General features: G+C 64.9%; 10 protein-coding genes. 4 read left to right on the top strand and 6 right to left on the bottom strand.

The features are described from left to right. Positions 1-150: 150 nt before the first annotated feature. Complete coding sequence (locus ACMUOY_RS19505; RefSeq protein ID WP_413894403.1) at positions 151-1,287, top strand: hypothetical protein; 1,137 nt, start codon at positions 151-153, stop codon at positions 1,285-1,287. Between the two features lie 135 nt (positions 1,288-1,422). On the opposite strand, the gene ACMUOY_RS19500 is transcribed toward ACMUOY_RS19505, so the two are convergent. From ACMUOY_RS19500 to ACMUOY_RS19475, 6 genes are all read right to left on the bottom strand, one after another. After that, on the bottom strand, positions 1,423-3,123 hold the full coding sequence (locus ACMUOY_RS19500) for an FAD-binding oxidoreductase (RefSeq protein WP_413894402.1): 1,701 nt from the start codon (positions 3,121-3,123) through the stop codon (positions 1,423-1,425). A gap of 144 nt (positions 3,124-3,267) precedes the next feature. Continuing rightward, positions 3,268-4,443 (bottom strand): MFS transporter, encoded by a 1,176-nt coding sequence (locus ACMUOY_RS19495; protein WP_413894401.1) that lies wholly within the window; start codon positions 4,441-4,443, stop codon positions 3,268-3,270. A gap of 9 nt (positions 4,444-4,452) precedes the next feature. Then, positions 4,453-6,216, bottom strand: a complete 1,764-nt coding sequence (locus ACMUOY_RS19490; RefSeq protein WP_413894400.1) for a hypothetical protein — start codon at positions 6,214-6,216, stop codon at positions 4,453-4,455. 14 nt (positions 6,217-6,230) lie between these two features. After that, complete coding sequence (locus tag ACMUOY_RS19485) at positions 6,231-7,037, bottom strand: SDR family oxidoreductase (protein WP_413894399.1); 807 nt, start codon at positions 7,035-7,037, stop codon at positions 6,231-6,233. After that, positions 7,037-7,990, bottom strand: coding sequence for an SDR family oxidoreductase (locus tag ACMUOY_RS19480; RefSeq protein ID WP_413894398.1), 954 nt, complete (start codon positions 7,988-7,990; stop codon positions 7,037-7,039). Before ACMUOY_RS19480 ends, ACMUOY_RS19485 begins: the two co-directional genes overlap by 1 nt. Positions 7,991-8,006: 16 nt before the next feature. Continuing rightward, complete coding sequence (locus tag ACMUOY_RS19475) at positions 8,007-8,936, bottom strand: bile acid:sodium symporter family protein (protein ID WP_413894397.1); 930 nt, start codon at positions 8,934-8,936, stop codon at positions 8,007-8,009. Between the two features lie 137 nt (positions 8,937-9,073). Between ACMUOY_RS19475 and ACMUOY_RS19470 the strand changes: the two genes are divergently transcribed. From ACMUOY_RS19470 to ACMUOY_RS19460, 3 genes are all read left to right on the top strand, one after another. Beyond that, positions 9,074-10,102 (top strand): AraC family transcriptional regulator, encoded by a 1,029-nt coding sequence (locus ACMUOY_RS19470; RefSeq protein WP_413894396.1) that lies wholly within the window; start codon positions 9,074-9,076, stop codon positions 10,100-10,102. A gap of 201 nt (positions 10,103-10,303) precedes the next feature. Next, positions 10,304-10,975, top strand: coding sequence for a hypothetical protein (locus ACMUOY_RS19465; protein ID WP_413894395.1), 672 nt, complete (start codon positions 10,304-10,306; stop codon positions 10,973-10,975). Continuing rightward, positions 10,972-11,610 (top strand): glycine zipper family protein, encoded by a 639-nt coding sequence (locus tag ACMUOY_RS19460; RefSeq protein ID WP_413894394.1) that lies wholly within the window; start codon positions 10,972-10,974, stop codon positions 11,608-11,610. The genes ACMUOY_RS19465 and ACMUOY_RS19460 overlap by 4 nt, the downstream gene beginning before the upstream one ends. Positions 11,611-11,909 lie beyond the last annotated feature (299 nt).

Here is an 11,909-nt window from a genome sequence, read left to right as displayed (position 1 = left end):
TCCAGGCGGCGAGCCAGCGTCAGTCTGGCATTCTTATGGATGTTCATCGGGTTGCGCTCCTTGAGAAAACCGGTTGTGTGGTAACTCCCAGTCTCTCAAACTCAACTCCGATGAACAGAAACAACCTATTGGAACTTCACAGCTAGCCCGATGAAACGCCTATTACTAACCACACTTCTCCTGCTCGCCAGCACTGCATGGGCAGGGCCTTTTGAGGACGCGATTGCGGCGTACAACCGCAAGGACTATGCGACTGCGCTGCGGCTTTTTCGTCCGATGGCTGAGCAGGGATATTCAGATGCCCAGTCCAACCTCGGCTTGATGTATGAAGAAGGGAAAGGTGTGGCACAGGACTATGTCGAAGCGCTTAAGTGGTACAGACTGGCCGCTGCACAGGGTCAAGCGCAAGCGCAGTACAACCTCGGCTTGATGTATGACCAAGGGAAAGGTACGGGGCAGGACGATGTCGAAGCACTTAAGTGGTACAGACTGGCCGCTACACAGGGGCAAGCGCAAGCGCAGTACAACCTCGGACTGATGTATGGCCAAGGCAAAGGCGTGATGCAGAGCTATGCCGAAGCCGTGGAATGGTACAGACTGGCCGCATCGCAGAGACAACCAATGGCGCAGTACAACCTTGGACTGATGTATGAGAAAGGGAAAGGTGTTAACCAGGACTATGTCGAGGCTGCGAAGTGGTACACATTCGCCGCAATGCAGGGGCTTGCGCCAGCGCAGTACAACCTCGGATTGATGTATGACCGTAGGAAAGGCTTTGCGCAGGATTATGCGGAAGCTGCGAAGTGGTACAGGCGCGCTGCAATGCAGGGGCATGCGCCGGCGCAGTACAACCTCGGATTGATGCATGACGAAGGGAACGGTGTGGCGCAGGATTTTTCCGAAGCAGTCAAGTGGTACCGACTGGCCGCAGCACAGGGTATTGCTGCGGCGCAGTCAAACCTCGGCTTGATGTTTGGTAAAGGAAAGGGTGTGACGCAGGACTATGCCGAAGCTGCGAAGTGGTACAGGCGCGCTGCAATGCAGGGGCATGCGCCGGCGCAGTACAACCTAGGCTCGATTTATGGAAAAGGGGAAGGTGTCCCAATGGACATTTTTCGTGCCCACCTGTGGTTCAATCTCGCTGCTGCAAATGGTGATACCGCTGCGGTGAAAGCTCGCGACAGTGCCGCAAGCAAAATGACACAGCAGCAAATTGTGCAAGCGCAAAAACTGGCGCGGGAATGTTTGGAGCGAGGCTACAAGGGATGTGATCGATTCTTGCGTTGACTCTGTGCGTCCGTCCGTGCCCCCTCATCATTGTGTGGTCTAGTAAGTTCGGGCGCGCTTGTTTCCGTAGAAACTCATCGTGGCCCCGAAAAGTTGATGGGACAGCAAGCAATCTGCGCCTCGATCTGTGGTGGTTCATCGCGCATTCGATGTGCGTTGGACCGCCAGTGCCCCCGTGATGCCCACCGTCCGCCCCAGCGGGTCAAACAGAACGCCGGGGTTGAGCACCGCGCGCGGATCGACCTCGCGCTTGGCGGCCGCGAGCAGGCGACGGAACAGCGGGTCGGCCTCGCGCTCGTAGCCGCTGCGGTGGTCGCGCCCCACGGCGTGGTGGTGGGTGATGGTGCCGCCGTGCCGGGTCACGGCCTCGTTGGCGGCGGCCTTGATGTCGCGCCACGCCGCCAGCGCGCTGGCCACGCTGCCATCGGCTGCGCCATTGACGGCCAGCGTGAAGTAGGGCGCCGGGCCGTCCGGATAGACGTGCGTAAAGCGGCAGGACAGTAGCGCCTCGTTGCCGGTGGCGCGTTCGATGGCGGCGGAGACGTCTGCCTTGACGCCGGTGTAGAAGGCGTCGAAGCGGTCCCAGGTGATGGCGGTCTCGAAGGTGTCCATGATCACGCCCAGGCCCACGGCCGGGTCGCGCCAGTAGGGCATGCGCAGGAAGGCGTCGCGCCAGGCGCCGGCCGCGCCCGTGCGGTGCGAGTCGCCGCCTTCGGGCGCCATCGAGCGCGCCACCGCATCGGCGTCGAACTGGCCGCCATGCTCGCGCACCAGCTCCAGCGCGCGGGCCATCCAGGCCTGCAGCGGGTGGTCGGCGGACTCGAAACCGAGCACGAGGAGGGCGTGGCTGCCGTCGCCGACGCCGGAGAACACGGTTTCCAGCGGGTCCAGCAGGCGGCAGTTGGCCGGGTTCAGGCCCGACTGCGAGAGCGCCCGCACGCAGGCCACGCCCTTGGTGTAGTCGTCGAAACGAACCGAGGCTGACGCGCGAAAGCGCGGCGCATCCTGCAGCCGCACCCAGGCCTCGGTGATCACGCCCAGCGTGCCCTCAGAGCCCAGCACCAGGCGGTCGGGTGCCGGGCCGGCCCCGGAGCCGGGCAGGCGGCGCGTCTGCATCACGCCGGCGGGGGTGACCAAGCGGGTGTTTTCGACGAAGTCGTCGATGTGGGTGTGCTGCATCGCATAGTGGCCCCCGGCGCGGGTGGCGATCCAGCCGCCGAGCGTGGAGAACTCGAAGCTCTGGGGAAAGTGCCGCAGCGTCAGGCCGTGCGGCTTGAGCTGCGCTTCGAGTTCGGGCCCCAGCGCGCCGGCCTGGATGCGCGCGGCGCGGCTGCTGCGGTCCACCTCCAGCACGCGGTGCAGCCGTTCTAGGTCCATCGACACCGTGCCCGCGTAGCTGGCGCCCACCGCGGGCTCGACGCCGCCGCACACGCTGCTGCCGCCGCCATAGGGCACCACCGCGACGTTGTGGCGAGCCGCCCAGTCCAGCAGGTCGACGATGGCCTGCTCGTCGTCCGGATAGGCCACCCAGTCCGGCGGCTCGGGCACGTCGCGAAGCCACATGCGCGCCAGGTCGGCGTAACTCTTGCCGTAGCTGTGGTTGAGCCGGTCCAGCGGCTGGCTGGAGAACATGGCGGCCAGCGCGGCCGGCGGGCCGATCCGGGGGGCGCGCAACGCGAAGTCCTCCACCCGGGGCGGTGCGGCCTCGCATTGCACCGCGCCGAGCTGGTCGAGCATGAAGCGCAGGTTGCTCTGTTCACGTGAATCGAGCGCGGCGTCGGCCTGGCCCCAGCCCCAGAAGCGGCGTGGCGGGCGGCGGGAGAGGGTGTCTGGCATGTTGGGGTCCCTGGTTGAGCGATGGGAGGCGTCTGTCATTCTGCGAGCTTTCCGTGCTCCGCAGAGCCCTGATGTTCTTGTTTCAAGCAGAAATGGCACCAACCCAGCACAAAATGGTCGCTTCTTGCTATCAAATAAATATCATCATCTGGCGACGCGCCGCAGCTGCGGCATCAGGGCGGCAGCCAGCAGCGCCAGGCCCGCCAGCCCCACCCCTGCGTAAAGAATCGCCTGGGTGACGCCGGTGGCGCGCACCAAGGCGCCGGCCGCCACCCCGGAGGCGGCAGGAACCACCTGCGAGATGATGGAATAGATGCTCATGATGCGCCCGCGCAGGGCTTCGGGCGCCTGGCCCTGGATGCCGGCGATGATGAAGCTGATCACCATGCCGCCGAGCAGGCCCATCGCGCCCAGCGCCGTGGCCGAGACGCCGGCGCTGGTCCAGAGGCTGAGCGACGCAAACAGGAGGCTTGCTGTCATCGTGCCGACAAAGATCGCCGCGCCGTGGTGCAGGAACTTGCCCAGCATCAGCGCGGAGACCCCGCCCAGGATCAGCGTCAGCGCCATCAGCCCCAGGTAGCCGCCGCGCTGCAGTTCCGACAGGCCCAGCACCTCGCGCGCCAGCTTCGGCAGCAGGATCTGCATCGGCCCGGTCATCGCATAGGCCATGATGGCTGCCAGGATCAGCTGCAGCAGCAGGGGGTTGGCCTTGACGGCCGAGAAACCTTCACCCAGCTCCGTGAACACCCCCTGGCCGGGTCGGTCGCTGCCGCGCGTTCGCGTGCCCAACAGCATCAGCGAAGCAGCCACGAAGAAGCCCATGCCCGTGGCAAACACGGCGGGCCAGCCATAACGGCTGCGCACCAGCCCGATGACCACCGGCGCCAGGCCGAAGCCCAGCAGCACCTGCAGGTTGAAGATGATGGTGGCGGGTTTGAGCTTGTCCGGTGGCGCGATCTGGCCCAGCGTGGCGAGCCGGGCCGGACCCACGAACGACCAGGCCAGTCCGCCCAAAAAGGCGGAAAACAGTGTCCAGCCGACGCGCGTGGTGCCGCTGGCGCCGGCGTCGGTCCACCACAGGCCGGCGAGGCACAGGACGAACAGCGCCTGCGCGGCATGGATCACCCGGGTGGGGGAGATGCGGTCGCACAGCACGCCAGCGAACCAGCCGAAGACGATGGAGGTGCCGAACGACAGGCCGAAGCCGATGCCCGAGAGCAGATCGGACCCGACCTTCTCCTGCAGGTACAGGATGACGGCGTAGTTGACCATGTGCCCGCCGGTGAAGGCCAGCAGGGAAGAAAGGTAGAAGGCGGGCATGGGCAGTGATCAGCGGGGCGTGATCTCGATCAGCGTGGGCTGCGTGTCCTCGATGTGCCAGCTCGGGAACGAGGCACTGCTGACATAGACCTTGCCTTTCGGAGAGATCTCCACGTCCCGGGTGAAGGTCACGCGCCGCTGCATCGGGAACATGGTCCAGGCCTGTGTGGCGACGTCATAGCGATAGACGGAATCAGAGTTGGTGCCGTTGACCCACACCTGGTGGCGCTCACGGTCGACGTTGAGGGCGTACGGTGTGTCGCTGCCCTTGGGGCTGACGGGCAGGTCGAACAGCGTGAACTGTCCGGTCTTCGGGGTGTATCGGGCGATCTTCGATTCGTTGAAGGCCACGATCCACAGGTTGCCGTCGCGGTCGCTCCTGAGCCGGCGCGGCGCCTTGAAGGGCGTCTTGATCATGGTCACCGCACCCGTGTCGGGGTCCACCGAGGCAATTTCGTCGGTGTGCATGCGGGCCACCCAGGCCTTTCCGTCGGGCGTGATGTCGATGCCGTAGGGCAGCGGCACACCGGTGGAGACATGGTCCACCTTGACGTAGTTGGCCACCGGGATGCCCCAGGCCAGCAGCTTGAAGATGAAGGGCGTCAGCTTGACCGTCATCTTTTCCATGAAGCTTCGGAACGGCAGGTCGTAGAGCGTGAACTTGTTGCTCGTGCGATCGAACATGGCGACCTGGTTGGACAGCGCGAGCGTGAACCAGACACGGTCCTTGGCATCGAAGCGGATCGTGTGCGGATAGAAGCCGCTGTCCATCTGGTGCACGCGAAATGCCTTGGTGACAGGGTCGAACTCGATCAGGCGGCGCTGGTAGGACGGCGTGATGAAGATGTGCTTGTCCTTCGGTGACTCCGCCAGCGAATGGATGCCCTGGTAGGTCTCGTGTTTGGGAAAATCGTGCAGGCGCCCGGCCAGCAGGCCGCCCAGCTTGTCGCCCGGCTGCGGCGGGATCTTGTAGACCGTGTACTTGCCCGTGGCCGGATCGATCTCATAGACGCGGTCCTGCAGGTTGTCGCCGACGTAGATCAGGCCGTTGCTGTGCAGCAGCAGGTCGTGCATCTGCGACATGGGGTCGCCGATGGGCATCTCGCGAATCGTGGTGCCGGCCAGATCGGGCGACCAGGGCGTGCCCTGGGGGACGAGCGCGGGGTTGGCGGCGATCTTCTTCCAGTGCGCCTCCAGCATCGCCGGGATCTTCTCCTGGCCCTCGGTAGACAGACGCGCGCCGTAGCGCACCATGCGCTTGATCGCCACCTTCCATTCTTCGGCCGTGCGATCCCGGCGGAGCAGCACGTTGCCCTGCTGGTGGCAGAAGTTGCACTGGAGCATGAACTCCTTCTTCAAGTCGACGTCGCCAAAGTCGATGGTGGACGACCACGCGTTCGCCGGCTGTTGCGCGGCGAGGGCGGCAACGTCCGTTTCGGGCGACATGACCAGCGGCTTGTCCAGCGCGCTGGCGGGCACCGTGAGGTCCTTGTAGCCGGGCTTGCGCAGGCGGATCTTCCAGGGGTATTCGGCGGGGGGAATGTCGGTGGCGCCGGCGGCATCGGTGAAGCGGGCCAGTTCGAAGAAGGCCTGCTGCCGCTTGCCGCTGGCCGCGTAGCCGTTGTCGGACTTGTCAACGGCCGCCGGGTTCATGGGCAGGCGGCTCACCATCACGGTAGCGAGGGGCTTGCCGGCCGGGTCCTTGACACTGACGGGCACCGCGAAGACGTTGCACGCGATCAGCGCGGCGAGTGCGAAAAAACCGGGTTTCATGTTGATGTCTCCTCTCAAGGTTTCAGGTATTCAGCGCCCACACGGCGCTTCATGGTGCGGGCGTAAAAGCCGGGGGCAATCTTGCGAACCCACCACGCCAGGCGCGAGGTGCGGTCGGGCAGCAAAAGGCTGCGGCCCTGCGCCAGGGCGTCAACAATCCGCTGCGCGATGTCATCGGGGCTGGACTCGCCCCCGGCCGTGATGCGCGCCGAGGTGGCCGAGCCACCCTGGCCACCCAGCGCGGCGCGGCCGATGCCGGTGGCGATGAACGACGGGCAGATCAAGGTGACCCCCACACCAAGATCCTCGACCTCCGAGCGCAGGGTGTCGAAAAAACCAAGCAGCGCATGCTTGCTGGCGCAGTACCCGGCGCGACCCAACAGCGGCGCGTAGCCGGCCACGCTGGAAATCGCCGCCACCGCGCCCCGGGTCTCGATCAGGTGGGGCAGGGCGGCGTGCGTCATCTGCATCGCGCCGAAGAAGTTGACCTCCATCACGCGGCGGATCACGGCGGGGTCGGTGTCCAGGAACAGGCTGCGATGCGAGATGCCGGCGTTGTTGATCAGACCGTCGAGCGCGCCGAAGTGCGCCACGGTCTGGTCGATGGCGGCCTGGCACGCGGCGGGGTCGTCGATGTTGCCAGCGATGGACAGCGTGCCGGCTGGCAGCGTGGCCACGAGATCCTGCAAGCGCGTTGCGTCGAGATCCATCGCGGCGATGCGTGCTCCGGCTGCCGCGAACCGGTGGCACAGCGCGGCACCCAGCCCGCCGGCCGCGCCGGTGATCAGGATGACCTTGCCGGAAAAGTCGCGTCGGGCCATCAGCGTTCGCTCTGGCGGGCGTTGCGGTACAGATCGAACACCTGGGCCGAAGTCAGCTTCGGCGTGTAGCCGAACACTTCCTTGAGACGCGTGTTCAGCAGCACTGGGCGGTAGCGCAGGAAGTCGAGCTGCTCCGGCCCGTACTGGGTCAGGTTCAACTTCTTCAGCGCCCACAGCGCCGACTGCAGCAGTGGGGCGGGCAACACACGGCAGGTCTTGCCCAGGCGCTGCGCGATCTCGAAGATCGTCAGCTTGCCGTCGCCCGCGACGTTGAAGATGCCGACGTTGCTGGAATCGATGCCGTGCAGGATGGCGCCGACCACATCCTGGTCGTGGATGAAGACAAACGGGCTGTCCGAGCCGGCGATGGCGAGGATCTTCGGCTTCTCGAACAGGTCGGTGATCTGGTTGCGCACCGTCGGGCCGAGGATCGTTCCGATGCGGAAGATGACCTGTTCCAGTTCGGGATGCTTTTGCCGGTAGTCGGCCAGCATTTCCTCGACCAGCCGCTTGTGGCAGGAATAGGCAAACGCGTCGTTGCCCCGCACCGGGTCGGACTCGGTGAGCCACTCGGGGTTGTCGGCGTGGTAGCCATAGGCCGCGCCGCTGGACGACACGATGATGCGGCGAACGCCATGCGCCACGCAGGCCTGCAGCAGGTTGCGGGTGCCGTTGACGTCCACGTCGTACTCGAAGGCGCGGTTGCTGTTCTTGCCGGGCGTCACGATGGACGCCAGATGGACGATGACGTCCGGGGTGTGGCGGGCGACGATGGCGTCCACTTCCGGGGCGCGGATATCGGCCACCTCATAGGCCACACCGTCGATGCGGGCGGCGGGCTCGCGCACGTCCAGCGCGATGACGGAGAGGTCGGGGCGCAGTGCCAGGGCGGCGACGGTCTGGCTGCCGAGGTAGCCGGAGCTGCCGGTGACGAGGACTTTCTTCGGGGTCATGTTGAAACTCGCTGGATCAGTGGTGCTTGTGGGCGAAGCGCGGGTACTTGCGCGGATCGCGCTTGCTCCAGAACAGGGCCAGCGTGAGGCCGGAGACGATGTGCCAGATGCCCCACCAGGCGGTGATGATGGCCATGCCACCCAGACCGTCGAACAGGTTGAAGATCAGGATCAGGCCCAGGCCGGAGTTCTGGATGCCCATCTCGAAAGTGACGGCGCGCCGGTCGCGCTCGTTCAGCCCGAGCAGGGTGGAGAGTGAAAAACCGGTGACCAGCGCCAGGCCGTTGTGAATGAACACCACCACCACGACAAACTGGATGTACTTCATGAAGTGCTGGAAGTTGGCGGCCAGGGCTCCGACCACGAACAGCGCGAACACGACCATGGAAAAGATCTTCATCGGCTTCTGTGCGCGCGCCGCAAAGGCCGGGAACTGGTGCGACACCCACATGCCGATCACCAGCGGCAGGCCGAGCAGGATGACGATGTCCTTCAGCATGACCAGCGGGTCCAGCGAGATGGTGCGCATCAGGTCGTGCGTGACCGGGCTCAGGTTGCCCCAGAAATTGAAGTTCAGCGGCGTCATCACGATGGCCAGCGCAGTGGACACGGCACTGGCGCTGACCGACAGCGCGGTGTTGCCCCGGGACAGGTGGGTGAGGAAGTTCGACAGGTGGCCCGCCGGGCAGGACGACACCAGGATCATGCCCAGCGCGATGCTGGGGATCGGGTTGATGATCCAGATCAGCACATAGGTCATCGCCGGGAAGACGATGTGGTGGCCGATCGTTGCCAGCAGCAGACCTTTGGGCGACTTGAAGGCGGTGCGGAAATCCGAGGTCTTCAGATCAAGCGCAATGCCGAACATCACGAGGCCCAGGATGACGTTCAGGATCGCCAGCGTGGCCGGATTGAAGTGCAGTTGGACCTGGTCGATGGGTAGCATGGGTGTCTCCTCGTTGTGGGACCCCGATCTGTTCCGACCGGGTGAAGCGCGATGGTAGGTCCTTGCGCCCGGTTCGCCCTTGTCCCAGAATCCAATTGATTTGTCAATTCACGCCAATTTGATCCCGAAGGGTGAAAGTGGAAGCCAGGAGCAGTGTGGGGGCCGGGTTCGTCGCGGGGCTGTTCGAAGCGGCGTCCCGCACTGGCGTCGAGCGCGCAGCCCTGCTGCGCCAGGCCGGTTTGGGCGGCGGCGATGATGCGGCCGAGCAGGCGCGCCTGCCGATGTCTGCCGTGATCGCTTTGTTCGATGCAGCTGTCGTGCTGAGCGGGCGCGACGATATCGGGCTGGAGTTTGCCCGCCGGGTGCGTCCCGGCACATTCAGCGTGCTGGGCTATGCCCTCATGACCTGCCGGACACTGGGCGAGGCCATCGAGGTCGCGCCGCATTTTCGCCGCCTGGTCTTTGACATCGGCTACAGCGAAATGCGCTTTGTCCAGAACGAGGAAGAAGCGCGGTTGGGCTGGCACGTGGTATCGAACGCATTGCCCTATTGCCGAAGTCTGGCCGAAGCACTGATCGCGAGCTGGTACCACTTCGGACGCTGGATGGCCGGTGTGGAGCTGCCGTTGAAAGAAGTGCTTTTCCGGCATGAGGCGCCTTCTGACGCAAGCCCGTACACGGCCTTTTTCGATTGCCCCGTGCGCTTTGGCGCAGGCGAAAATGCGCTGGTCTTTTCGAGTGCGTTGCTCACCATGCCGCTGGTGCAGGCCGATGAGAACCTGCACCTGGCGATGCGCGAGCAGGCACGCGCCGCAATGGAAAAGGCCTTCAGCCAGAGCGACCTCGCCCACCGCCTGCACCAGGCCCTGATCCCCCTGATGCCCAAATGCGAAGCCACGCTGGAGCATGCTGCATCAGCACTCGGTCTGTCGCCGCGCACCCTGCAGCGGCGCCTCGGCGAGGCCTCACTCCGGTTTCAGGGGGTACTGGATGCGGCTCGAAAGGACATGGCGGTCATATATCTGCGCGACCCGACCCTGAGTGTGTTGGACGTGTCCTTGCTGCTCGGCTATGCCGAACACAGTTCATTCACGCGGGCGTTTCGGGCCTGGTTCAGCTGCAATCCTTCGGCCTGGCGCCGGGCGCGCAGCGTCGCGCCAGACTGAACGTCAGAAAATGACCCGGTGATTCGGTCTTATTGCACGCACCAGACCTGCTTTGAGTGGGCCTGTCTACCCGGACGGCACACGCGGCGTTACATTGAAGATGTGCTGTGCACCTTCTGCTTCATCTGCCTGCCGCGGGTGAAGGTTTGAACTTCTGCACGGGCATGCGGTCCATCTGGCATGTGTCTGAGGAAGATTGATATGAAAAACTCCCTGATTGCCTTTGCATGTGTTGCCGTGCTGGCTGCGGTCTCCCAGGTCGCTGTTGCCGCCCCCGGCGGGAGTGGAGGAAGTGGTGGCGGCCGTGGAGGCGGAGGCGGGGGCTACGGCCCGCCATCCGGTGGGGGTGGTGGCGGAGGGGGATACAGCCGTCCTTCGGGCGGCGGCGGGTACCAGGGGCAGCCTTCGGCGGGTGGTCGGTACTACGGCCACCCGCCGGCGGGCGGTGGTGGCTACTACGGACGTCCGGGGGGCGGCTACTACCGTCCTCCGGGAGGTGGCTACTATCGCCCCCCGGGCGGGTACTACCGCCCCTATCCGGGCTATGGCTACTGGAGTGGTTGGGGAGGTTGGGGTTGGGGCTGGGGTCTGGGCCTGGGGCTCGGTTGGGGTTGGGGCTATCCCAATTCCTGGGCGTATCCCTACTCGCCCACCACGCTGATCGTGGAGAACGACAACACGCCGCTGACCTTCATCGAAAAGGAGCCTGAAGTGGTGCCCGCCGTCCAGGATCTGCCGCCAACCCACTATTGGTTCTACTGCACTGAACCGGCAGGCTATTACCCCTATGTCCAGCGATGTACCCTGCCGTGGATGATGGTGCTGCCCCAAATTCCGACCGGCCAGCCGGTGGCGCCGCGGAGTGTGCCATGAAAGCAATCGTCTCAAGACGGATCCTCTCCGGCGGCCTGATGGCCATGGCTGCGATGGTGGTGCTGGGCGGATGCGCCGTCGCGCCGACTTCACCCACGGTGATGGTCTTGCCTGGAACCCAGAAGAGTCCGGGCCAGTTTCAGGCCGACGCCTCGGCCTGCCAGTTGGAGGCGCAGAACGTTGTGGCACCTCTGGCGCAAGCCGCCAACAACCAGGCCGCCTCCAACGTGGTGATCGGGACGATGGTTGGCGCTGCGGCAGGCGCGCTGCTGGGGCAGGGTTCCTACAATCCCGGCGCGGTGGCTGCCTGGGGCGCGGGTACCGGCATGCTGGTGGGCAGTGCTGCAGCGGGCGGGAATTCGCAAGTCTCTTCGTACAGCCTGCAACAGCAATTCAATTTCGCCTACATGCAGTGCATGTATCAGCGCGGCCATCAGGTGCCTGGTCAACCGGCGTACCGCAGCCAACCGGCCGGGGTTGCACCGCCCCCACCGCCGCCGAACTATCGGCCGCAAGCGGCTCCTGCTCAGGGCTACCCGCCGTCGTCCTACTCGGCGCCGATGTATCCGCCGCCGAATACTCCGCCGCCTGTCGCTGCGCAGCCCCGCTATGGCGCGCCGGTGGCGCCGAACTGACACAGACACACGATCCGGTAGGGGCACTGCAGGCGCACCAAGCCTGGAGCAGCCGGTTGAGCGGATGACAAGGGTGCAGAAAGTGGGGTCACCACGGTGCGGCGCGCCCCTCTGACGGAGGCGCTGCCGCACGGATGCCGCGGAGCCCGCCACGGGCTGCTCGCGGTTTTCACGCTTTGTCAACGATCCCTGATTGCCTTGGTGCGCGTGATGTTGATGAGTCTATTGAGACTTACATAATTCATGACATCACCAGAGCGTAGCCTGCATCCAGCAAGCGGCAATGATGGACGGACGCT

Origin of the sequence: Candidatus Skiveiella danica, from assembly GCF_022705245.1 — a bacterium.
GTDB classification, from domain to species: domain Bacteria; phylum Pseudomonadota; class Gammaproteobacteria; order Burkholderiales; family Burkholderiaceae_C; genus Skiveiella; species Skiveiella danica.
Note: the sequence above shows the minus strand (reverse complement) of the source record. Positions and strands in the feature narration are given on the sequence as shown.

Bases quoted from the DNA above. Each gene is read 5' to 3' on its own strand.
- ACMUOY_RS19505 (WP_413894403.1), top strand. From the start codon at position 151: ATGAAACGCCTATTACTAACCACACTTCTCCTGCTCGCCAGCACTGCA.
- ACMUOY_RS19500 (WP_413894402.1), bottom strand. From the start codon at position 3,123: ATGCCAGACACCCTCTCCCGCCGCCCGCCACGCCGCTTCTGGGGCTGG.
- ACMUOY_RS19495 (WP_413894401.1), bottom strand. From the start codon at position 4,443: ATGCCCGCCTTCTACCTTTCTTCCCTGCTGGCCTTCACCGGCGGGCAC.
- ACMUOY_RS19490 (WP_413894400.1), bottom strand. From the start codon at position 6,216: ATGAAACCCGGTTTTTTCGCACTCGCCGCGCTGATCGCGTGCAACGTC.
- ACMUOY_RS19485 (WP_413894399.1), bottom strand. From the start codon at position 7,037: ATGGCCCGACGCGACTTTTCCGGCAAGGTCATCCTGATCACCGGCGCG.
- ACMUOY_RS19480 (WP_413894398.1), bottom strand. From the start codon at position 7,990: ATGACCCCGAAGAAAGTCCTCGTCACCGGCAGCTCCGGCTACCTCGGC.
- ACMUOY_RS19475 (WP_413894397.1), bottom strand. From the start codon at position 8,936: ATGCTACCCATCGACCAGGTCCAACTGCACTTCAATCCGGCCACGCTG.
- ACMUOY_RS19465 (WP_413894395.1), top strand. From the start codon at position 10,304: ATGAAAAACTCCCTGATTGCCTTTGCATGTGTTGCCGTGCTGGCTGCG.
- ACMUOY_RS19460 (WP_413894394.1), top strand. From the start codon at position 10,972: ATGAAAGCAATCGTCTCAAGACGGATCCTCTCCGGCGGCCTGATGGCC.